Origin of the sequence: Acetobacter sicerae (genome assembly GCF_011516765.1) — a bacterium.
In the GTDB taxonomy this organism is placed as follows: Bacteria; Pseudomonadota; Alphaproteobacteria; order Acetobacterales; family Acetobacteraceae; genus Acetobacter; species Acetobacter sicerae.
In genome coordinates, this window is record NZ_JAAABN010000003.1 from 17,355 (window position 1) to 40,509 (window position 23,155).

A 23,155-nucleotide genomic window follows, 5' to 3' on the forward strand; every position below is an offset into this window, starting at 1 on the left:
CAAAGGGTAACGGTCTCTGAAGCTTTTTGGAAAACACTTCACCAGAAACTTCTTCATGGTGCTCTGTTTCTGGTTGTGGCGGTGCAACGCATGGGGCTGACAGGCTTGCGAGAGGCGACCTCGCGCCATATTCCCAAGGTTCCTTCCGGCAACTGAAAGACCGTCCGCCATGAAACTGACCGGCCAGATCGTTCTCCCTGATCGCGTTGTTTCCGGTGAGGTGGTCTTCGACGAAACCGGCATCCAGTCGGTCACGCCGCGTCCCGATGCGGGACGGCGTTTCATCCTGCCCGGCTTCATCGACGGACATGTTCACGGCGGCGACGGAGCCGACACCATGGACGGAGTCGCGGCCATTCACCGCCTGTCGCGCTTTCACCTGACACACGGCACCACGACCATTCTGCCCACCACCATCACCAGCCCCTGGCGCGAGGTGATGGGCGCGCTGCGGGCGGTGGCGGAGGCACGCAACGCCCCATCGGGGAATGGGCCGGCCATCCACGGCGCGCATCTGGAAGGGCCGTTCGTCAGCCCGCACAAGCTGGGCGCACAGCCCCCTTTCGCCATTCCGCCGACGCCGGACCGTGTAGAGGAGGCGCTGGAGACCGGCATCGTCCGCGTCGTCACCCTCGCGCCGGAACTCGATCACGCCGACACCGCCATGCGCCGCTTTGCGGAGGCCGGTGTGCGCGTCAGCCTCGGTCATACCGTCGCCGGTTATGAAGAAACGGAACAGGCGATCTGCCGTGTCTGCGCTGCCGGAGGCACCATCGGCGCGACCCATCTGTTCAACGCCATGGCCCCGATCCAGAGCCGCAATCCCGGCCCTGTCACGGCACTGATGTGCAGCGACGCCGGTTATGCCGAGATGATCTTCGACACCCACCACGTTCACCCGGCCACATTCCGTCTGGCGTCCCGTGTCATGGGCGAGCGGCTGCTGTTCGTGACCGACGCCATGCGCGGCACCGGGCAACCAGAAGGGCCGAGCCAGCTTGGCGGACAGGATGTTGTCATCCGCGACGGCGCTGTGCGACTTCCCGACGGCACCCTTGCGGGCAGCGTGCTGACGTTCGACGTCGCATTACGCAACGCCGTGACAGTGGGCGGCGTGTCCCTCCCCGCCGCAAGCCGCCTCACCTCGACCAGCCCCGCCGCCTATCTCGGCCTGCACGATCGCGGACGCATCGCACCGGGACTGCGGGCCGATCTGGTGGTGATGGATGAAGGGTTTGAGGTGACGGAGGCGTTTGTGGGTGGGGAGAGGGTCGTTTGAGATCTGCGAAAGGAAGCGTTTTACGATCAATAGAAAAAAATAATTTTATTTTTTAATCCAGCTACTTGGATGAAGCAAATCGAAGAATCTGCCCAAATAAAATGATCTATTTTCACAAAAACTACCCTTTTTAATTTTCCTGCATAATATGCTAACTATCTGTCAAACATGGAGTATTTTCACATGGCCAATAGATTTGATTGGAACGCTCTAGAACAAAAAATTTCTAATGTCATGAATGAGAATGATGAGTTAAACAGAACAAAAGCTCTTACAGCTGTAGCTGCCTCGGCCATCTTAGAAATAGATTTGGATCAAGCGATAGATTCTATCACCGACGGCAGTGATGATAGAGGAGTAGATGCACTTTTTATTGATGATCGCGACAGCCGAAAAGATATTCATCTATTTCAAGCAAAGTGTGTTTCAAGTTTTGATAAGGCAAAAAACAACTTCCCAAGTGGAGAAATTGATAAAATAGCATCCTTCATCGTTGACTTAACTGGACACGATCATGAAGCTCTAACATCATCAAATCCAATATTAAGAGAAAAGATAAAAGATGCAATAGATATATTATCAGAGCCTAACGCTACACTCACGGTTCATTTCGTGGGAAATATGGCGCCGTTAACCGAAGCCGAAACCAAAAGAGTGAATACGGCATTTTCAAGATATAGAGCTATATCCTTTGAGATGCACGATCTGGATACATTATCTGATTTCTTTTTGGAAAAAAAAGCCCCTTCACTCAACCGAGAGATAACTGTAGTTGATACTAACTTTTTTGAACGTGTAGACCGAAATATAAAAGGAATTGTTTGTTCAATATCTGCACCAGACATTATAAATATGATCAGATCGACGGAAGATCCAGAAAATGTAGATATGAAGATTTTCGATCAAAATGTAAGAATATACTTAAAAAAACAAAACAGGATTAACAAGAGAATTATAGAATCCGCACTATCTGATCAAAACCATATGTTTTGGTATCAGAATAACGGAATTACAATGACTTGCGATAAAATCGACGTAGCACCATCAAAACGTGCGCCAAAACTAAAACTGCACAACGTTCAAATTGTTAACGGTGGACAAACATCGAATTGTTTGTTTGAAGCGAATAAAGCAGATGCCAATAAAGTAGAAGATGTCATAATCTTAACCAGAATAATAGAAACAACATCCGATGAAGTTAAATCGACAATCTCTGAAACAACCAACAGTCAAACACCAATAAATGTAAGAGACTTACGCTCAAACGATCGACAACAGAGACAATTAGAAGAATCCATTCTTGACATAGGATATTATTACGAAAGAAAAACGAGCCAGCACTCTGAGCAATCATCCGACCTTAGGGTGGATGCATTAAGTGCTGGGCAAGCATACCTTGCTTATGCAGTTGGGTTTCCTGAGGTTGCGAAGAAAGATAGAGGCCGCGTTTTTGGTGATCTGTATGAAACAGTGTTTTCAGAGCAACTAACCGCCGAAAAACTTCTTAACTCGTATCTAATAATGAAAAAAATAGATGAGCACAAAAAAAATGTAAGAAAGAATATAAGCAAAGAAATCCCTTTAAAGAAAGGAGAAATCTCAATAATTGACGGAGCCTTCCACGTTCTATTTGCGATAAGCCAGATCTGCACCAGAGATGGAAAGGATCGATGGAATGTTGAGCAAGCGACGCAGTGTATTCCTGAAGCTCTCAATGTTATATCAAATCTCTATGAAGATCGTCGCGAAACCATACCAAACTTTTCTTCGAATCGTTTCTTCAAAGATGCAAAAACAAAAGATATTGTAATAATTGAGCTTAATAAAAATAAAAAAGACAAGCCTATTTATCCGGATATTTTTACATATTAACAAGCAACGCCTAACCAGAAATAATCTACGATCAAAGGGGCCGCGCCCCTTTGTGGGGTAGGGGGCAAAGCCCCCGCCATCACCGTGCAGGCAACGCCGCCTTCACCCCTTTTTCCCGAATGATCTTGCGGATTTCGACCACTTTCTGATCGAGAGCTGTAGTGTCCAGATCCCGCCATGCGTCGAAAGCGGGCAGGCCCAGCGCCGTTGTGAAATCGTCAGACTTTGCGAGCTTCCACTGGGCGTCCCTGAACGTCGGCTCGTTGGGCGTGTAGTGATCGCCCTTCTCGTTCACACCGCGCAGCATTTCGAGATAGGCCGCCATGCCGAAAGCGATGCGGGCGATGTCGCGCTTACCTTCGAGCGCCTTTCTGACCGTATCCGTCCAGAAGACCTGAATCTTCGAGCTGCCATCACCCGCAATCCGAAGCGTCTGGTCGCCCATCGCCGCATTGGAAAAGCGGTGCAGCACACTGTCACGATAGTCTTCAAGGCTCAGACCTTCAGGCGCCTTGAGCGTGGGAATGACATCTTCGTTCAGGAATGTCTCGACATTGCCACGCAGATCGGAATCTTTCACGGCTTCAGCAACATACTCATAACCGACGAGAATGCCGGGGAAGCACAGCATGATGTGTGAAGCGTTGAGCATGCGGATCTTCACCTGCTCATAGGGCGTCACGTCCTCGACGAACTGCACGCCAGCCTTTTCCAGTGGCGGCCGTCCATCCGCGAACCGGTCTTCCATGACCCACTGATGAAAATCTTCGGCCATGACAGGAAGATCATCATCCAGACCACTTTCCTTGTTCAGCCTGTCATAGATGTCCGGCGTGACGGTGGGAGTGATGCGGTCCACCATGCTGTTGGGGAACGTGGCGTTGTCCTCGATCCAACTGGCAAGATCCGCATCGCGGGCGCGGGCGTAGCCGAGGAACGCCTTGCGGGCGACGTTGCCATTGTGACGCAGGTTGTCGCAGGACATGACGGTAAAGGCGGGAAGACCAGCCTCACGACGACGGCGCAACCCCTCCACGACATAGCCGAAAACGGTGGAAGGCTTTTCCGGATTCTGAAGATCTGCCTTGACGCTTTCGCCCTCGAGATCAAACTCTCCGGTTTTCTCATCCATATTGTAACCACCTTCTGTGATGGTCATGGAAACGATGCGGATCGCCGGATCAGCAAGGTGTTTCAACACGGCTTCAGGATCTGCCGGAGCAAGAAGATAGTCCCGCAGGCATCCGATGATCCGCGTGGAGTGTTCTCCAGAGGGTGAGGGTGCGGTCAGCGAATAGAGGCAATCCTGAGCGGTGAAGGTCTCTGCCTTTTTTCTGGAGCGCTCGCTTCCCGTAAGCCCGACGCCGACAATCCCCCATTCCGGATCATCCTTGAGAATTTCATCAACATAGAAGGCTTCATGAGCACGAAAAAAATTACCAACCCCAAAATGAAGAATACCGTTTTTTATCTTTTTGATATCGTAAAGAGGACCATTCACTCCAACAGGAAGACTGGAAAGATTCTTTTCTGCAATCATGATTTCTGTCTATCTCCATATCTATTTCCAAATACCATACGACAGAATGGGGTATTTTTCAAACAATACCCAAAAAATTCACTCTGATTTTAAATACTCCATTTTTATTTCATATTCTTTTTCATCCACGCTGTTGCGAATGAGCAGTGCGAAACCAGTTTCAGGCCCTCTGCCCGCGCAACGTCACAGGCGTGCCTCACAAGCGCCGACCCTACACCCCGCCCAGCCAGCGCTTCGGGCACGTCGGTATGCAGGATGGTCAGGCTCTCGCTCGATTTCGCATAGTCCAGCCACGCCGTGACCTGATCCACTTCTGTCTCAAAGCGATTCTCGGCCCGATTGTCTCGTATATTCATGCAGCCTCCTGCCTCGCCGGAACGTGCCCGTCATTCACATAAACGCATGGCCGGGAAAGAGTTTCTGCGTTCCCAAAGAAGCATGAAATTTCAATACCTCCAGCCTGATCCTGCTCCAGCAGTCCTGTGATCGCAGCCCCGAAGTGCGACAAACATATCACTTTTCCGTCGTAAACGAGGCAGGCTGTCTTTTATGGATAGACACATTTGAAACAAATGCATGATTTTGAGCGTAAGGCGTCAAGCGAATTAGAGGCCTGCCAAAAAGTGAGAATGTGACCCGTCCATGACCAGCACTCCCGAATCAGTCTCTTCCCTGCCAACATCCGCAGCACACCAGCGAACACAGCATCCTGTGCGAGCCATCATTCAGGTCACCAGCGGAAACATGCTGGAAATGTATGATTTTATGGTGTTCGGTTATTATGCAGCGGCCATTGGCGCGGCTTTTTTTCCTTCCAAAGATCCTTCAGCCCAGCTTCTGCAGTCATTTGCGACATTCGGCGCAGGATTTCTCATGCGTCCGCTGGGCGCCATCATTCTGGGCGCTTATGTGGACCGGATCGGCCGGAGAAAAGGACTGCTTCTCACGCTCGCGCTCATGTCAGTGGGAACACTCTCCCTCACCCTGACCCCGAGCTATGCGACAATCGGGTTTATCGCACCGCTGCTTATTCTGTGCGGACGGCTTCTGCAGGGCTTCTCCGCTGGCGTCGAACTGGGATCGACCTCAGTCTATCTCTCCGAAATTGCAACGGACAGAACACGCGGCTTTGTCGTCGCCTTTCAGTCCGCCTCGCAACAGGTGGCCGTGATGGCCGCAGCCGCCATCGGCGTGACTCTGACGGCTTTCATTGAGCCAGACCAGATGGCCTCATGGGGGTGGCGTGTCCCCCTGCTGATCGGCTGCCTGATTGTTCCGGTTCTCTTTTTTCTACGACGCAATCTGAAAGAGACCGAATCTTTCGAGAAGATCCATCATCACCCCACATTTCGTGAAACGCTTTCGGCTCTGCTGAAAGACTGGCGCATCTGCCTGACCGGAATCATGATGGTGCTGATGACCACCACATCATTTTACGTCATCACAGCTTATACACCGGCTTTCGGACACGCCGTCCTGCATCTGTCATCGCGCGACGCCCTGATTGTGACGCTCTGTGTAGGCATAATGAATTTTCTCGCATTACCATTATTTGGAGCGCTGTCTGACCGCATCGGCCGCAAGCCTCTTCTGACTGGCTCAACCATTCTTGCGATCGCAACAGCATGGCCAGCCATGAAATGGCTGACTGCTGATCCATCCTTCATTCATCTGATGATTGTCGAATTATGGCTTGCACTGATTTACAGCGCCTATAATGGCGGAGCTGTCCCTTTCCTGACGGAAATTGTGCCTCCCCGCATACGGACAACAGGGTTTTCCCTGGCCTATAGTCTGGCGACCTGCATTGGCGGCTTTACTCCAGCCATCTGCACCTGGCTGATCGGAACAACACATGACCGTTCCATGCCCGGCCTATGGCTTTCCCTTGCCGCAGTCTGCGGACTGATCGCCACTCTGGTTGCACGGCCCTATGACAGGAAACCCTCCGTTTCCTGACACGGCTTCAATGATCAACCGACACCCCGATTTATAAGAACTGCGTCCGATGTACATCCAGAAAAAACCCCTGCGTACCCTGCTTCTGTCTGGCGGCACCGCCTCCCTGTTCTGGTCGGCTCAGGCCCTGGCGGCGGATACCGGCGGCGTGGATGTGCGTGCTCTGGCTGAGCTGGTAAAATCACAGGCCAGACAGATTCAGGCCCTGCAAAGTCGTCTGGATGCCATCGAACATGCCCCGGTCCACAAAGCGCCGGCATCGGTGGCGCACCATCAGAGCGTCGCTGAAGTGAACCAGCCTCATGTGCGGATGCCCATTCATGGAAATACGCAGACAGCGTCTTCCGCAAGCGAAAGAAAGCCGGGCACCGATCCCGACGTCACGCCTGTTTTCAGCAATGCGGCCGCTCCTCATACGACATCCACCGCACTCTCTGATCCCGGCCTGTCCAACTACCCTCTGAAAGCTGCAGCTCCCGGAACCTCCGGCGCAGTGTCGGCCATGCCCTCAGGCTCGGCTCCGGTCTATGGTGTTGAATCGACCATTCCCTACTCTTCTCATACGACGACAGTGGGTGGGCTCGTATTGAAATGGGGCCGGGGTCTCCCCGCGATCACCACACCTGACGGTCAGTATTCCATCCGCATTCGTGGACGTATTCTGGCGGATTACGGCGCATCGTTCGGCTCGGATTATCATGATCAGAACGTCTCCCGCACACGGCTTCGCGCGGCGCGGCTCGGCGTGGAAGGACGGGCCAAACAGCTGTCATGGGTGTTTGAAAGTGACTTTGCCGACAACAGCCCTTCCGTCATGAGCGCCTTTGCGACATGGAGCATGAAGTTCGGTGGACATCTGACCGAATTCAGTCTGGGCAACAAATTTAACGAACGCAGTTTTGACGGCTCTACAGGATCGGATGCGACAGTCTTTCTGGACCGCGATCTGGTCGCCAACGCCATTCTGCCGGTCAAGGGATGGTATGGTCTCGGTGGCGCTTTCAAGATCTTTGGCGAAAACTGGCATTTCGCCGCCCAGATTTCGGGTGATGACGTCAATTCGGTCAATAGCTCGAGCAACCTTCGCGATGACCTGACCTATGAAGCCCGTGCGCACTGGATTCCCTATCGCTCGAAAGAATCACTGATCCATCTCGGCGCATGGGGATTTTATGAAGACGTCAAACCCACCGCACAGTTTACCCAGAACATCAGACTGCTCGCCCGCACGGATGATGCTTTCTCTGCGCGCATCAACACGGTGCCGCTTGCGAACTCCATCGCCGGTGGTCTGGAGTTTTTCGCAATCTGGAAATCGGCGTGGCTTCTGGGAGAATATGGGGCACGGCACATGCAGTTCCGCAACAGCTATAACGGAGTGGATCTGGGAGGTCATACCGGCACCATGCAGGCCGCCAGCCTTCAGGCGGGCCTGTTCCTGACAGGAGAAACTCCCAACTACTTTGCCCATACCGGCCAGTGGGCCGCTCCTCGCGTGCTTTCCCCTGTTCTGGATGGCGGTCCCGGCGCGTGGGAAGTCGCTCTGCGTGGAGACTGGCTGGATGCGAAAGACATCCCCTCCGGCGGAAATGCCTGGACCACAACTGCCGGGATCAACTGGTATCTTGTGAACTATGCACGCCTGATGCTGAACTATACCTATGCACATGTGAATAACCGCACCAGTCAGTATCCGGGCGTGACGGGTGGCAATATCGTGGGCATGCGGGCTGGCATTACTTTCTGAGCCTCCCCGCTACAGGGCTCTTCGTAACAGCCCGTTCCCGGAAGCTATTTGTCTGCGGACCGTCATGGACGACCGACAACGCGAGAAAGCGGCAGGCCGACGAGGAAGGTGACGCAGACGCCAAGAGGGACCAGCCATGGAAAGGCGATACTGGTCCCTCCGGGATGAACGCCTGCAATCAGCGCAGCCATGCCCAGCACGGTGACTGTAAAAGCCACGATCGCCCCGTTTTCCGTCACACGACGGCACAGCAGTCCAAGCAGAAACGCTCCCAGCAGCGCGCCGTAGGAATAGCCCGCGATCTGGAAACCGAACAGAAGCACCGACTGGGCTGAGGCTGAAAACGCACAGGCCGTGGCGATGAGCGCCAGCGCCCAGAACCCGGTGACGCTCCATGTCACGGCGCGGCTGGCAGGACGCGCCGTTCCGATCAGATCGGCAAAGGTCGATCCGGTCATGGCGTTCAGCGCCGAAGACAGGGAACCCATCGTGGCGCTGATGATCGCCGCGACAAGCAGACCGGACAGACCGGTGGGCAGGTCATTGACGATGAAACGGGGAAAGAGTTCGTCCGGGGAACTGAGTCCCAGCGCCGGGAGAGGCAGTCCGCCATGACGCGCCCACAGGAATATGCCGACCAGAGACAGCAGGGCGAACAGCATCGTCACCACAAAGGCGCTGCCGATCATGGCCCGTTGCGCGTCACGCAACGAGCGGGCCGCGAGAGCGCGTTGCACCATGAGCTGGTCCGTTCCATGCGACGCCATCGCAAGGACCGCCCCGCCAAGAAGCGCCGTCAGTGGCGCGTACGGACTTGTCAGAACAGGCGCATGAAATGCGAAAGGCAGCAGATGGCCGGACCCGGGGAGAAGAGCCATCTGCTCCGGCGTGAGATGCCGCCAGAGCAGAAAGGCACAGAGCGCGGCCCCGAAACTGTAGAGCAGGAACTGCGCCGCATCTGACCACACGACAGCACGAAGCCCTCCGATAGCGGTGTAAAGCGCAGTCAGTCCGGTCAGGCCGAGCAGAACAGCAAAAGGCGACAACGACATGCCCCGTGCGGCGAGCAGGGCGCAGATGGGCAGAGTGGAGGCGAACAGCCGCACGGCCTCCGCCAGCAGTCGCGTGACGAGGAACGTGACGGCGGCGAGTCGCTGCATCCGTCGTCCAAAACGCAGGGCGAGATACTGGTAGGCGCTGGCGAGGTCGCCGCGCATGTAAAGCGGCAGCAGGTAGCGGGCGACAATGATACGGCCCAGCAGATAACCGCCGCCGAGGCCGACAAACACCATTCCCTGCGTGTAGGCGATGCCGGGCACGCTGATGACCGTCAGCGTCGAGGTCTCGGTGGCGACAATGGACAGGCAGATGGCCCATGCAGGCAGACTGCGGTGCGCATCCAGAAGATCCTCCGGTGAGCGGACTTTTGACCGCTTCCACGGCAAGGCTCCGGAAAGAGCGAGCGATCCGGCGGTAAGAGCGGCAAGCCAGAGGATAATGACGGCCGGATCGAGCAGGCTGATCATGGGAAGACGGAAGTGGGCTGAAAGGGCACGGCTGTCTCTGAATGGCTGTTAAGGCAATGTGAAGCGGGACCGAAACGAAAGCAAACTGATTGCATGGAGAGGATTGATGGGCTAGCGGCTGAAAGATGAAGCGCGCCCTCCTGTCCGTTCCTGTCCCCGGCATGCCGCAACGCCCCCGCCAACGGGGCGGGAAAGTCGGGGTTCTGCTGTGCCTGCTCGTTATTTACGCTGCGGGTCTGTTTTACATGACGCGCCCCGGAAAGATCATGGTGAAGCCGGTCGAGAAGCATATTTCCATCAGGATTCTGCCCTGGCGGATGGTGATCCCGAATGTTCCGCTTCCGGCTCCCGTTCTTGAGCCACTTCCCACAGTGCAGATCCCTCCCCCACATCTGCCGAATGTGAGAAACGTCCACAGGAACAGACATTAATTCTCATTTTAATTACAAGTTATCTTTTTTATATTTTTATCTATAAAGGAGTGAATGAGGTTATCGTTTCCAGGTGCGTAAATGAACGATCAGATTATTTTCGACAGTGAAGATATCGTTGTTCATTTTCACAAAGGAGACTCTGATTTTCTTGTTATTACGTTTATTGGCATTGGCCACGAGGAAAGCGCCTACACTCTTTACTTCGGCAAGCCTGTCTTCCGGAAGCATGATGTTTCATGCATCGGCATTACGACCAAGAAACGTAACTGGTATTATTCTCCCAACATGATCAAGGCGCTGGAAATCATCTGGCGCTACTGTGCAGGCTACAGGAAGACAATCGCTTTCGGTCTGTCCGCCGGAGCCTATGCCGCCATCAAATACTCAATGTTACTCAAGACGGACGTCACGATAGCCCTCGCGCCCCAGCTTTCCATTGATGACCGGGAAACGGCCGTCATCCCGGAATGGGCGGCGCTCTGTACGCCGGCCATGCGTGGAATGGGGATCAAGCGGGAGGATATCAGCGGCGACATCTTCATTCTCTATGATCGCCACCATGCGGGTGACCGACACGTTGCTGAGACCATTCTCAGCTATACGCTGGGTCGTTCAGATACTCTCGTCGGTCTCGTCAACGTCCCGAGCGCCGGTCATATCGTCTATGAAAGCCTCAAGGGCAGTCAAAACCTGATGGCGCTGATCGAGACAGCCCAATCAGGTCGTCCGGCACGGGAGCGTCAGGCCCTGCTGGCGCGACAGACACGCGTCTTCCGCCGCCAGAATGCGGTCAATGTTTACAATCGCATTCGGGCCGGTTTCGAACGGCATCCGCTTCTGACCTGGCAACTTCTTGCAAGCCGCCGTTTTGCGGAAGTGAGAAAGATGGACACCATCCTGAATGATGAAACCGTCTTTTACAGGCTGGCCGCCCTTCTGAACAACCGGGGATACACCCATCAGGCGCGATCCCTGCTCAGGGCGATGATCTGTTACCATGCGACCGGGACGTTTCTTCTGTCCTCCCTGAAGGATGACCCGTTTATCGAAGGCCGTTCCATCTTTCTGGATCACCGAGGCCGAACGCTCGGATATTCGCTTAAAAGACGGCAGTTCACGAGTTCGAACATCGTCTGGATGGAAGGCGATGCGGCACCCGTCGGTTCCATTGAATATGATGGCGTCGTCTATCCGACAGTGTCTTACTTTGGAAAGAGCTTCTTCCTTGAAAAACAGGAAAATATCATTTCCCTGAGAACGACGCCGGGAAATCTGTCGGTGGTAAAACAGGGCAAACGCGGAAGCATTCGCGCAGAGGACGGAACTTTCGTCTCGATCGTGGAGGATTTCGTTTCGGGATGGGCACGGGAATGTCTGAGTTACGAGACGTTTTCCTGGGTTCTGCTGTAATCGGGGCATAGCAGGCGGACAGGACTTCTCCCTGTCGTGATGTTTACGGCTCCCGAGCATCAGAAAGCAAAAGATCGACCCGACTGTATGGCATCTGCCAAAAGCCTGCCATAATCTGTACGCTATTACTGGTCGAAAGGCCCTGACAGATAAGGCAGCATCTTAAGGTATGCACAAATCCTCCCTCACCATTATCCATGTCGGTCCATTCATGACCGGTCTGCGTGTGGGACCGAGGCATTCCGTCCAGATCAAACTGTCGAACGGTCTCATCCGGCGGGGCCATCTCGTGCTCAATTTTGCCGAGCGCGATGTCGCAAGGGCCGCCTCCCCTTTCGGGAACCGCAAGTTCGGGCGGCGTGCGGTCAACAAGGCTCTTATGGCATTCTGTCGTCAGCATTGCCCCGATATCCTGCTGATGGGTCATGCGGATATGATCGAGCCGGATACACTCGCGGCCATCCGGGATATCGTTCCGGGTGTGCGGATTGCGCAGTGGAACGTGGACCCGCTGTTTGAGCCGGACAATGTGCAACGCATCCGCCGCAAGCTGGCTGTCGTGGATAAAACCTTCATTTCAACAGCGGGCGAACCACTCGAACGGATGCGTGCTGGCGGGCATGCCATGAGTTTTCTCCCAAACCCCGTGGATTTCTCCGTCGAGACCGGTCGTGCGGATCTGATCCGCACCCTGCCCAACGACCTGTTCTATGCCTGCGGCCACCCTTCCCGCCCCCTCCGTGAAATCTGTGGTCGGGAATGGGACATGGATGAATTTATCGGACTTATCGGCGCACGGCTGCCATCTCTCCGAATGGCGCTGGGCGGCATTGAGGGACGCCCACATTTTTCAGGCGCACGGTATCAGAAAACTCTGGAAACCAGCGCCATAGGGCTGAATCTTTCCCGACGCGCCGATTACTATCTCTACACATCCGATCGTATCGCGCATCTGGCGGGTAACGGCTGTGTCGTGGCGATTGAACGGGCGACTGGGTACACGGATTATTTCTCTGAAGAAGAGATGCTGTTCTTTTCAAGTATTGACGAACTGGTCGAAAAACTTGCCCACCTTTCCGCCGAACCTGAGGTGCGCATGCGGACAGGCTCAGCCGGTCGCGCCCGTTATGCGGAGCGGTTCAACGAACAGGCTGTGGCTCAGTTCATGATCGACGTGATCATGGATGAGTGCGCCCCGGAAACGATGCCCTGGTGAAGACGGTGCTCGCCTCTCCCCGTTTTCTGGCGCGTCTGTGGCGGGAGGACCGTCGAACGCTCCTGCACGAACTGATGCTGCTCTTTATCGGCTCAGGCTTCATTCTTCCCAATGAGCCAGTGTGGTCGGATGTTTTCTATATCGGGATCATCCCGCTTTTCATCTATGCCATCTGCAAAAAAGACTTTGATGTCCGCCTGAAGTCCTGCCCTGCTCCGCTTCTTGCCGCGGGCGGTATCATGCTCTCTTTCTGCATCAGCGCGATGGTCAATGTGACTGCGCCTTCGCAGATTGGCGCGTCGGCTTTCTGGATGTGGAACATCCTCTGCACGTCCATTTTCGTCTTTCTGCTGACCGATGCCTTTACGCAACAGACCAATTACCGGGAGCGTCTCATCAGACTGATGATCGGGGCCGGTATGATCAATATCCTGATCGCCCTGATCCTGCGTCTTGGTTTTCAACCCCTTCCCTGGGAAGGCGACATTCTGCGAATGCAGGGATGGGGACTGACACGACATCCCATTCTCGGCGCTGTCATCATGGGAACGATCCTTCTGATGGCGCTGTCGAAAGCTCTTTCCCTGCACCAGTGGCGTTACTGGGCCGCAACGTTAGCCGCGCTTGTTTTTATTCTTCTGACGGGAAGCCGGGGCCCCCTCATGGGGATCCTGCTGGCCGTGCCGGTCCTCGCCGGGATGAAGTATCCGAAAACCATACTCACAGCCCTTCCCGTCCTCGCTGTCATAACGGTGATCGGACTCCGGATGGATGTCGGGGTTTTCCATCTTGTTCAGGAGCAGATCGGACGCGGAGACTCCCATCGTTTCATGCTATGGTCTCTCGCTTGGCGTGACATTTGCCAGATGCCTGTGTTCGGACACGGTCCCGCTTCGAAATTCAATACGCCCGGGGAACCTTTTCCCCACAATCTGCTGCTTTCGACATGGCTTTACGCCGGCGCCGTCGGGGTCGTCGCCCTGATGGTTTATCTCGGTACCGTGTGCAAAAGCCTCTTTTCGTCTTTTGCAAAGAGTGCGCGTCCGCTTAGCATCGCCATCCTGCTTCACACACTGGTCAGTTCGATGACTGATTTTGCACAGGTCGTGAAAGGGCCCGCCCCCATGTGGTACATGTTCTGGCTGGCCACGATCTTCGCCGCACAGATCAGCCCGCGACCGAAGATCCGGTGAGAAGCACGTCGCGTCGTTCCTCTGTTTACACGCGTCTTCTTTTCACTGCCTGTTCCGCCTGAATGAAGATACAGATTCAAACGTTCGCCGCACGACATACCACACGCTTCTCAGCGCCATGCCTTATGGGAAGTGCCCCCGCTTCCCGCGCAACAGGGAACTGATATTACCCGGGAGGGCTTGCGTTTCCGGGTCGGCTGGCTCATCTCCTGAAAGAGATACAGGACTCAAAAAGTCCTCTTTGACGGCCGGAATGCTTTGACTGGCAGAATCAGCGCCGGTGGTGCGCCTGAAGGAGAGTTTGTCATGTTTATCGAAACCGAGGGTACACCCAACCCCAACACCCTGAAATTCCTTCCCGGCCGCGATGTGACCGGCGAGGCCGGCACCATTGACTTCATCGATGCGGATGCTGTCGCCGGGCGGTCTCTGCTGGCTGAAGCCCTGTTCGAATTGCCGGGCGTCTCGCGGGTCTTCATGGGATCGGACTTCGTCTCCGTGACCAAGGCGGATTCCGAAGACTGGGCCGAACTCAAGCCGCTGGTGCTTTCCGCTCTGGTGGACCACTTCGTCTCCGGTCGCCCGACTGTCGAAGCTGGCGCTGCATCGGTTGAAGATCCCGTGACGCCCGGCGATGAAGAGATCGTCCAGCAGATCAAGGAGCTCCTTGAGACACGTGTCCGCCCGGCCGTCGCCAGTGATGGCGGTGACATTGTTTTCCGTGGATACCGGGAGGGCATTGTCCGCCTGAGCATGCAGGGCGCCTGCTCTGGCTGCCCGTCCTCGGGAGCAACGCTCAAGCACGGCGTCGAAAACATGCTCCGTCATTACGTTCCGGAGATTGTCTCTGTCGAACAGGTTGTTGACTAAACTCCTTACGCCTCCCGATAGGTCCGGGTGACGTTTTCGGGAAATCCTGCGGACAGCATTCTATCGACGGCGATAAAAACCAAAGGGCGTGTCTTCAACTTCATTGAAGACACGCCCTTTTTTTTGTGAAATCAGAATTCTTCGTAAACGGCAGGATCCTGCCCCTTCAATCGTCCATCCGGACGCGCCAGCGAAGCAATGTTCTTCATATCGTCTTCGGTCAGGGAAAAATCAAAAATGGATTTGTTTTCCATCTGACGTTTGTGACTGGCGGCCTTCGGAATGGGAACGCATCCCAGCTGGTGATGCCAGCGCAGAATAACCTGTGCGACCGATTTCTTGTGGCTACCAGCGATCTTTTCCAGGACAGGGTTCGTGAGAAGATCGTTGGCTCGCCCCAGCGGACTCCAGGATTGCGTCAGAATACCGTGCTTCCTGTTATAAGCCCGCATGTCTTCCTGCGGGAAATACGGATGAAGTTCGATCTGGTTGATGCTCGGCAAAACGCCAGTTTCTTCTTTCAGCCGATCAATATGTTCGGGCAGAAAATTGCAGACGGCGATGGATTTTACATAACCGCGCTTCCTGGCTTCGATCAGAGCCTTCCACGCCTCGACATAAAGTCCCTGTTTCGGATTGGGCCAGTGGATATAATAAAGATCATAATAGTCGAGCTGGGCGCGATAGAGAGATTCTTCAATCGTCAGGATCGCTTCGTCAAATTTGTGATGGCGTCCCGGAAGTTTGGACGCGATACGCAGATGCTCGCGCTTGTGGCCGCTTTCACGGACAGCTTTCCCGACCGCACCCTCGTTTTCATAATTGAAGGCGCTATCAAGGGCATGGTACCCCGCCTCAATGGCGCTTTTCATGCCATCAACACCGGGTTTACCATTCATTTTATAGGTTCCGAACGTCAGAACAGGAAACGACAGTCCGTCATTCAATGTAAGATCAGGAATACGCATGGTGATCTCCCGGATTATTATGATTACCTGAATGCCTGATACGACATCATGCCCGAACAGAGTGTCAGACAGTCCCGATTGCATCGGGTGCAGACGCATTCATCCGACAGCGTCGCGCTGTGGTGCTACGATAAAAATATAACCAGCGACTGGCAATGAAGTTTCAGAATGATGTGACATGAAACAAGATGGATGTCTCTGAAAACAACAGAAACACGGGCACAGAACACCCCTGCTCAGCATGACAACAGTCTGCCGCGCCAGTCTCCGAAATTGACTCTGAACCGCGTAGCAAGCCGCATCGTCGACGGTGCGACACAGTACCAAGCGGGGCGCTCCAACCGTCGGGCATAACCCGCTCGAACGACAATTTTTCCTTAAGGAAGATCCTGCGTCTCCAGATAAGGGCTCATCAAAGTGACGCTCTGCGATAAAGCCGTCGCCACACTGTTTCAGCGGGCCCAGCCCAGCCCCGGCGACACCAAAACCGTGCTCCAGCGGCTTGCAGCAGCACCAGCAAACCTGCCAGCGCCATAAGCGGGGCATACGGCACGCCTCCATAGTACCCCGGCGCAACAAGCAGACAGAGCCGCGCCAGCAATGACTGGCTGAGATAGGCGCTGAGCGCCAGTCTGCCCACTGGAGCCAACATTTCCTGCGCTTTTGTCGTATGCGCCACAATCCAGAGCCAACCGAGCGCTCCGAAAGGCGCAACCAGCAGCCGCACCGTAACGGACAGAAACGCCATATCTGCTGAGTGCAGGTCTCCATACGCAGGGAGTGCGCCGATCTGCATCAGGACCAATGGCAGGGACACCAGCGCAGCCACAATACCGCCGATCAGAAACCACACGTCCCATGGGGGAGTTGCGCGTGGGAGGAAGCGGCCTGCGCGCCACAATCCCATCCCGATCAGCATAAGCGGGCCACTGGCAAGCATTACGGCAGGCAGAGTCTGCGGCAACGAGATGAGCCAGTCAGCCGCATTCTCTTTTATCAGGAACAGAAAAGAGGGCGACAGAACCTGTGTATTCCGGGGAACAGGCCCTGCAATGTGACCGCCGCTCCACAGCGCAACCAGACCGTCGATCCGCAGCAATGCAACGCCAGTTACATATGCCACCGCGCCAACAGTCAGCAGACGACGGGCTGACCAGCAACGGCACGGCCGCAGGATCAGTCCGGTCAGCGCATAGGGCAGAAGAATATCGCCCCACCACAACAGCGCACCGTGCAGCACGCCGAACGCGGCCAGCCAGCAAAGCCGACGGGTCAGACGGGCGCTGGCTGCCGGGTCATGGCCGTCGCCGCCAACCCAGAGCATGGACAGGCCGAACAGAAGGGAAAAGAGAGCCACAAACCGGCCCTGCATGAGCGTCTGTTCAGCAACCCACAGAAAACGGTCCATCTGCGACGCCAGCGCAGGAAGCTGGTCGGCCTGGCTCAGGGGCGCCGCAAAACCGGGAGCATTGCAAAGCCCTATACCGAGGATGCCCAGCCCCCTTGCGGCATCAATGACCACGTAGCGATCCTGCTGGCGCTCTTCATGCCGCGCTTTCGTGGAGTCAGCCGATAATCTGGGCACTGCGGGCGCGAAGGGCTGCATGCACCGCGTCAGCCTGTTCCAGCATCTGCTGACCAGCCCCACTTACGGCGCGTGGCGAAGCGACACGCAGGCTCGACAGATCCCAGTCTGAAGGGAGAGCCAGCGCGTGCGACAGTGGTGCGGAAATCGTGGTTTTTTCCGCGCAGATCGTCTCGTAATCAACGAAGACCTGTCGTGCCTGAACGGCCTTTTCAGCGTTGAGCAGGGCCGAATAGACGCTGACCCATAACTGGAGCCAGTAGTCTATCGTACCCCGGTCGCCGTCCGCCGCAGGGTGGCCGGGAAACAGGAAAGGCCGTTGATCGCCGCCAAATTCGTAATGCCCAAGCCAGCGCATGAATTCCAGCCGGAACGGATCATCGGCGGCCAGTTGCAGGGCCTGCTCATGCTGGCGACGCAACGACTCCGCCTGTTGCAGCGGCGCACGGAACGGATGGACCAGCACGGCCTGTGGAAACGCCTCGATCAGCGCGGGCAGACGTAGCACATTGGCGTTGTTCTTCGAGAGATAGCGCGCGCCGTCATAGCGCCGACGGATCAGACCGACATAATCGCGGAAGGCGTCGACCGTTTCGGGGAGCGGCGGAACGGGAGAAAGACCGTCGGCTCCCACATAGCGTTTGCCTTCGAAGTGACGCCAGAAGACCTCTTCGATGGCCTCCGCGCTGTCGAGATCGTGGAAGATGCCATCGCCATGGCCACGCTCGGACCGTTCCACCTGCCGCTTGAAACCAGCCGACAGTTTGGCCCAGCTATTGGGCGCCAGTGGAAACGGGAGATCACGGTATGTGAGGGACGCCATGCCATACTGTTCGTGCAGCAGGCGCGTCAGGATGGTCGTGCCTGCCCGCGCAAGACCTGTGACAAACAACGGACCGGGCTGTGGCGCGTCGTCTTTCCACGGTTTGTAACGTGCGCGCTCGATGTCGAAGGTGATCTCCAGCATGGCGCGATTGCCCAACGCCACGCGCTGCAACAGGCGCTCCGCCCCCGGTCCTTTCTCCCCAGCCGATGTGGACGCGGCGTTCCGGAAACGGCGGCGTGTGAACAGATAGGCGAGCGAAATCACCAGCAGCGCCACGCGCGTGGGCCAGTGGGTAAAGGCCTGCGCGAACCCGTAAGGCCACAGCCTGTCCACCGCCATGGCCAGAAGCAGGGGAGAGGCGACCACGGCAATCAGCGCCAGCCCACGCAGGGATTGCGCCATGAGGCGACCGGACATCAGCCGCATCGCCCGTTCCTTGGCCCATTCGGACACGTGACGACGCGTGACGATACGGGTGGCTCGCCGACCCATCCGGTTCACGTCCATCAGGCAACGCAGAACACCGGTCGCCCAGACCAGTTCGATGGACGCCAGCGTGGCCAGCAGCAGAACGACGACGCCGATCAAGCAGACCACTCCTGAAATGCTTCAGCGCCGTCCGGAGGAAAAAAGGCGGTCTTGACGGACCGGTTCACGATTGCGGTGTTGACTGCCGGCGAGTTGCCGGAGCGGAGGCGCTGCTCCCACGCATCCGGCGCAGCATGCGCTTGAACGGGTACCAGACCACCGAAACGATTGCGAGCAACACGGCCCCCACGATACCCAGCGCGCTGCCGATCGCACCAAGTCCGAGGCCGGGCCCCATGTAAGCGAGCGCCGGAGTCGGTCCGGCGATGAGCAGGGCAAAAGCGCCCAGACGACAGAGAGCGGGTGTGGTCAGTTGCATTTTGCATCTTTCGCTAGGGTGATTGCTTCCTGATTGCTGGCAGGATCCACGTATCGGCTCCAGCGCAGTTCCAGACGACGCATGGAAGGCGTGGCGGCGATGTAACGCCACCGGACGGCGCCATCAGGCGCGACGCGCATCAGCCGCCCTCCTTCGGTTTCCTCGATCATGAAGTCCCCGTTCGGAAGCGGTGTGGCGCGTCCCTGCGCCCGTGTATGGACGCGGAGCTTTTTCATCGCATCATCAAGGGGATAGCTGGCGCTGTCCGTGGCGAAATCGTAGACAGCCACCCGGTTGAAGCCATCGACCTCGCCTTCGGGCGCGGCAACCCGCCAGTTATTGTCGAACACGGCAATCCGGTGGTCGTCGATGATGCTGACATCATGCTGCATGTGCGAGAAGTTGGATCTCCACCACAGGACTTTCCCGGTCGAGGGACGGTACAGCATGACGAGCGACAGGTTGCGCAGGCTGATGAACAGATCACCCGCCAGCCAGTAAGGGCCGGATTTCAGAACCGGCTGCACATCGTTCAGATGGAACGGATCATCCGTGTAAGGCCGCCCGCGCCAGAGCCAGCCAAGCTGGTTGCTGTCGAGAATGTCGGCGATCCGCACTTCATGGAGAATCTTCCCGTCAGGGCTGACCTTCATGATGCTCTCATCCTCGAAGAGCGGCCCGACATCAGGAACTTTCGCCTTCGGATACCGGAAGGGGGCCCAGAGATTGCCGTCACCATCACGCTCGAGCGAATGATGGAAGATGCCGTCGATCATCCATTCCATATGTCCGCAGGCATCGAAGCGGGCCAGCGGTGAACTGTCGTGAATGACGATGCCGCCATCGGGCATGAGCAGCGGGTGCATCATGAGATTACGTCGGGCATCCCGGTCGCGCCGGACATCAATCAACGGCGAGACAAAGGTCGAACGGCTATTCATCGTGCGGATGTCGGGCGCGTACTGATGGACAACCGTTCCATCGCGCAGACTGATCAGGCGGACAACGGAACGCTTCAGATTTTCATCGAACGCCCGCACCAGCACATAGCCATCATCGACAAAAGGCTGATCCGGATTCCGCCAGAGCCCTTCTGGCAGACGCTCGTCATAGGACGAAGGAGCATAGCTTCTCGGGATTTTCGTAACGCTTTTGACCGTCTTTTTCAGAACGGAAGGAATATTCGCCAGCCAGAGCGTGCTTTCCCGCACCAGCGTCTGACGAGGCGGATGCAGGACAAGGCCGCCAAAGCCGATCATCACGACAACCCCCGTCACGAGTGACAGCAGCAGGAGCCACAGCGGGATCGGGCGAAACATGGCCCGTTCCAGCGCACTGACCGACGCGGACTCCTCAGAAGATTCTTTATCGAAAGAAGAATGCAAAATGGCACCTGAGGTACAAGCAAGCCGCTATGCCGTTGCCATTCACAGTCAGGGCGAACAACATGAAGTAAAAGAGAATTATTCTTATCTGAAGGATGAATGTTACGCTAAAGTTTCATTTATGTTGCGAAGTGGTTTTCGATCATATCCGAACGATTTTTCGTCAAAAGATCACGCATATCAAAAATATGAAAACCGTATCTATTGTGTGGTGACATTTGAAAGCAGAGAGCCTTCAGGTCACGTTGCCACCTCTCCCCTTCAACCGGGGCTGCAATGTGGACTCCACGTCTTCTGTTTGCATGACGTGTTCCTGAAGATTTCTTAGAAACAAACCGTATCTGGGCCAGCCTTTTCCTGCCTGCGCATAAGACGATCATCCCTGTTCAAGTCAGTGAATTCTTCTGCATCAGAAAGCGAAGCTGGAGTTTTGTCCATGCGCCGGGACGAGCCTTATCGGATTCCCGAAGAACAACGGATCAGTTCCGTCCTTTGTCCGGAAAGCGCCCCTCCGTCCAAGGGTATGTCCATTATCTATTTTACGAAAAAGAAACCCCTTGCGGCCTCTGAAACGAAACAGTCCAGAGGCCGCAAGGGGCCATGATACGCGGAGGCCAGGTCTTCTCGGAGCCGTTTACCCGCCTCCGCCAAAAACTGACGGGATGCCGCCGCTTTACCGGGCAGCAATCACCTGATGCGCCGTGTGCGCCATGGCTTCCTGATTGGGTGCGCCAAGGGCATGCACGATCACGGGATCGAACAGGCTGGTGAAGGACGCCGGATGGACACCCATCCACAGCGTGACCACTGCCAGCGGCACCAGCACCATCATCTCGGCGGGCGTCAGGTCCCGTAGCAGACTGACGGTGCCTTTCACGGAACCGAAGATCACATCCCGATAGAGCGCCAGCATATAGACCGCGCCCATGATCATTGTCGTCCCGGCCAGAAGCGCCAGCCAGAAGGAGACATGGATCGCGCCCATCAGGACCAGCAGTTCACCCACGAAGGAGCCTGTTCCCGGCAGGCCGACGTTGGCCATCGTGAACAGCATGGCCAGAGAAGCCAGCGCGGGCATGCGGAACGCCACGCCACCAAGGGCTGAGATGTCGCGGGTCTCGGCGCGCCACGCGATGGCGGCGACGCAGAAGAACAGCGCCGCAATCACCACGCCATGCGAGAGCATCTGATAGATCGCGCCGTCCACACCCTCGGCGTTGAGGGTGAACAGACCGACCGCGATCATGCCCATGTGCGAGAAGGAGGAATAGGCGATGACCTTCTTCATGTCCTTCTGCGCGAAGGCGATGAAAGCGGCGTAGATGATGGCGATCACGCCGAGCGGCAGGATATAGGGCGCGAAACGATGCACCGCATCAGGGAACATCAGCACGCCAAAGCGCAACAGACCGTAAGCGCCGGTCTTGGAGAGAACGCCCGAAAGAAGGGCCGTGGTCGGCGTGGGCGCTTCCGTATAGGCGTCCGGCAGCCAGGCGTGCAGCGGGAACAGCGGCAGTTTCACACCGAAGGCGATGACGAAGGCCATCAGCAGCCAGCACTGTACGGAGAGCGAGAAATGCCCCTGCATCAGCGCCGGAATATCGGTCGTGCCCGCCATGTTCCACATCGCCACCAACGCGACGAGCATGAACAGTGAGCCACCGAAGGTGAACAGGAAGAACTGGAGCGACGCCCAGATGCGCTTCGGACCGCCCCACACGCCGATCATCAGGCTCGCCGGGATCAGGGTCGCCTCATAGAACATGTAGAACACGACAAGATCGAGCGCCGAGAACAGGCCCATCAGCGCCGTTTCAAGGAACATGACAGCGGCCATGAAGTCACAGGCGCGCCCCTGCACGCTCCGCCACCCGGCCCCGATCGAAAGCGGCGTCAGGAAAGCCGTCAGCAGAACGAAGACGAGACTGACGCCATCGACGCCCGTATGGTACGAAATGCCGAAATTCGGCATCCACGCCAGTTGGGTCTCATACTGCGCGCCCGGTATCTGCGGATCGAAACCGACCCACATGACCACGGAGAGCGCGAGCACCGCGAGGCTCGTCCACAATGCGATCCAGCGACCAGTCCGATCCGCCGTCTCCGGTGCGCCCTTGGCGAGCAGAATGGCCAGACCGCCCAGAAGCGGCAGATAGGTGACGAGTGTAAGAATGATCGGGTGCACGGCGTACTCACAGGGTTCGGTACGATAATTCTGCGCAGACCTTAGCGCCCAGAACCTCATGCGACCAGTCATGAGTCGTATGGAAGGAGACCACCAAACCCGCTCGTCCCGGCGCTGATCATCCTGCCGGACCGTGCAGGTTGGAGGGGGATGTCTTTCACACAGCATCCGGGCGTCACCCACGGAGTCACAGGCGCAATTCCGCCGATTCAGCGCATTTTACAGGCATACTTCCGCATTCCAGAAACAGCGC

The 23,155-nt window shown here is 56.2% G+C and carries 19 protein-coding genes; 10 read left to right on the top strand and 9 right to left on the bottom strand.

The annotated features are described in order from the left end of the window. Positions 1–169 precede the first annotated feature (169 nt). Positions 170–1,279, top strand: a complete 1,110-nt coding sequence (gene nagA, locus GVI59_RS04310; RefSeq protein WP_173573084.1) for an N-acetylglucosamine-6-phosphate deacetylase — start codon at positions 170–172, stop codon at positions 1,277–1,279. Positions 1,280–1,462: 183 nt separating this feature from the next. Continuing rightward, positions 1,463–3,151, top strand: coding sequence for an AIPR family protein (locus GVI59_RS04315; RefSeq protein ID WP_173573085.1), 1,689 nt, complete (start codon positions 1,463–1,465; stop codon positions 3,149–3,151). 79 nt (positions 3,152–3,230) lie between these two features. On the opposite strand, the gene GVI59_RS04320 is transcribed toward GVI59_RS04315, so the two are convergent. Further along, positions 3,231–4,691 (bottom strand): mannitol dehydrogenase family protein, encoded by a 1,461-nt coding sequence (locus tag GVI59_RS04320; protein ID WP_173573086.1) that lies wholly within the window; start codon positions 4,689–4,691, stop codon positions 3,231–3,233. A gap of 104 nt (positions 4,692–4,795) precedes the next feature. Then, entirely contained in the window at positions 4,796–5,047 is a 252-nt protein-coding gene (locus GVI59_RS04325) for a GNAT family N-acetyltransferase (RefSeq protein WP_173573087.1), read from the bottom strand. 286 nt (positions 5,048–5,333) lie between these two features. On the opposite strand from GVI59_RS04325, the gene tcuC reads away from it, so the two are divergent. Both tcuC and GVI59_RS04335 read left to right on the top strand, forming a co-directional pair. After that, positions 5,334–6,650 carry an MFS transporter gene (gene tcuC / locus GVI59_RS04330; protein ID WP_173573088.1) on the top strand — a complete coding sequence of 439 codons (1,317 nt, stop codon included), beginning with the start codon at positions 5,334–5,336 and terminating at the stop codon, positions 6,648–6,650. A 49-nt stretch (positions 6,651–6,699) separates the two neighbouring features. Beyond that, positions 6,700–8,397 carry an OprO/OprP family phosphate-selective porin gene (locus GVI59_RS04335; RefSeq protein ID WP_173573089.1) on the top strand — a complete coding sequence of 566 codons (1,698 nt, stop codon included), beginning with the start codon at positions 6,700–6,702 and terminating at the stop codon, positions 8,395–8,397. A gap of 62 nt (positions 8,398–8,459) precedes the next feature. On the opposite strand, the gene GVI59_RS04340 is transcribed toward GVI59_RS04335, so the two are convergent. Continuing rightward, positions 8,460–9,923: a sodium:solute symporter gene (locus GVI59_RS04340; RefSeq protein WP_173573090.1), complete on the bottom strand. Its 1,464-nt coding sequence runs from the start codon at positions 9,921–9,923 to the stop codon at positions 8,460–8,462. Positions 9,924–10,048: 125 nt separating this feature from the next. On the opposite strand from GVI59_RS04340, the gene GVI59_RS04345 reads away from it, so the two are divergent. The 5 genes from GVI59_RS04345 to GVI59_RS04365 all read left to right on the top strand — a co-directional run bounded on the left by GVI59_RS04345 (position 10,049) and on the right by GVI59_RS04365 (position 15,046). Further along, on the top strand, positions 10,049–10,354 hold the full coding sequence (locus GVI59_RS04345) for a hypothetical protein (protein WP_242012948.1): 306 nt from the start codon (positions 10,049–10,051) through the stop codon (positions 10,352–10,354). Between the two features lie 81 nt (positions 10,355–10,435). Further along, positions 10,436–11,767: a hypothetical protein gene (locus tag GVI59_RS04350; RefSeq protein ID WP_173573091.1), complete on the top strand. Its 1,332-nt coding sequence runs from the start codon at positions 10,436–10,438 to the stop codon at positions 11,765–11,767. A gap of 169 nt (positions 11,768–11,936) precedes the next feature. Further along, positions 11,937–12,983: a glycosyltransferase family protein gene (locus GVI59_RS04355; RefSeq protein WP_173573092.1), complete on the top strand. Its 1,047-nt coding sequence runs from the start codon at positions 11,937–11,939 to the stop codon at positions 12,981–12,983. Then, on the top strand, positions 12,980–14,176 hold the full coding sequence (locus tag GVI59_RS04360) for an O-antigen ligase family protein (RefSeq protein WP_338422061.1): 1,197 nt from the start codon (positions 12,980–12,982) through the stop codon (positions 14,174–14,176). Before GVI59_RS04355 ends, GVI59_RS04360 begins: the two co-directional genes overlap by 4 nt. A 306-nt stretch (positions 14,177–14,482) precedes the next feature. After that, positions 14,483–15,046 (top strand): NifU family protein, encoded by a 564-nt coding sequence (locus tag GVI59_RS04365; RefSeq protein ID WP_173573094.1) that lies wholly within the window; start codon positions 14,483–14,485, stop codon positions 15,044–15,046. Between the two features lie 131 nt (positions 15,047–15,177). Here GVI59_RS04365 and GVI59_RS04370 read toward each other — a convergent pair whose 3' ends face one another. The 5 genes from GVI59_RS04370 to GVI59_RS04390 form a co-directional block, all read right to left on the bottom strand. Further along, positions 15,178–16,014: an aldo/keto reductase gene (locus GVI59_RS04370; RefSeq protein WP_173573095.1), complete on the bottom strand. Its 837-nt coding sequence runs from the start codon at positions 16,012–16,014 to the stop codon at positions 15,178–15,180. Positions 16,015–16,426: 412 nt separating this feature from the next. Continuing rightward, a complete protein-coding gene (locus GVI59_RS04375; RefSeq protein ID WP_242012949.1) occupies positions 16,427–17,620 on the bottom strand; it encodes a DUF418 domain-containing protein in 1,194 nt (397 codons plus the stop codon). Continuing rightward, complete coding sequence (locus GVI59_RS04380; RefSeq protein WP_173573096.1) at positions 17,580–19,013, bottom strand: sulfotransferase; 1,434 nt, start codon at positions 19,011–19,013, stop codon at positions 17,580–17,582. Before GVI59_RS04380 ends, GVI59_RS04375 begins: the two co-directional genes overlap by 41 nt. Before the next feature lie 64 nt (positions 19,014–19,077). Further along, a complete protein-coding gene (locus GVI59_RS04385; protein ID WP_173573097.1) occupies positions 19,078–19,332 on the bottom strand; it encodes a hypothetical protein in 255 nt (84 codons plus the stop codon). Beyond that, the gene (locus tag GVI59_RS04390; RefSeq protein WP_173573098.1) at positions 19,323–20,651 is read right to left on the bottom strand and encodes an arylsulfotransferase family protein; all 1,329 of its coding nucleotides are present in this window, start codon (positions 20,649–20,651) and stop codon (positions 19,323–19,325) included. Before GVI59_RS04390 ends, GVI59_RS04385 begins: the two co-directional genes overlap by 10 nt. Here GVI59_RS04390 and GVI59_RS04395 point away from each other — a divergent pair. After that, positions 20,650–21,045: a hypothetical protein gene (locus GVI59_RS04395; RefSeq protein WP_173573099.1), complete on the top strand. Its 396-nt coding sequence runs from the start codon at positions 20,650–20,652 to the stop codon at positions 21,043–21,045. The genes GVI59_RS04390 and GVI59_RS04395 overlap by 2 nt on opposite strands. Before the next feature lie 345 nt (positions 21,046–21,390). On the opposite strand, the gene GVI59_RS04400 is transcribed toward GVI59_RS04395, so the two are convergent. Continuing rightward, positions 21,391–22,902, bottom strand: coding sequence for a complex I subunit 4 family protein (locus GVI59_RS04400; RefSeq protein ID WP_173573100.1), 1,512 nt, complete (start codon positions 22,900–22,902; stop codon positions 21,391–21,393). Positions 22,903–23,155: the final 253 nt, after the last annotated feature.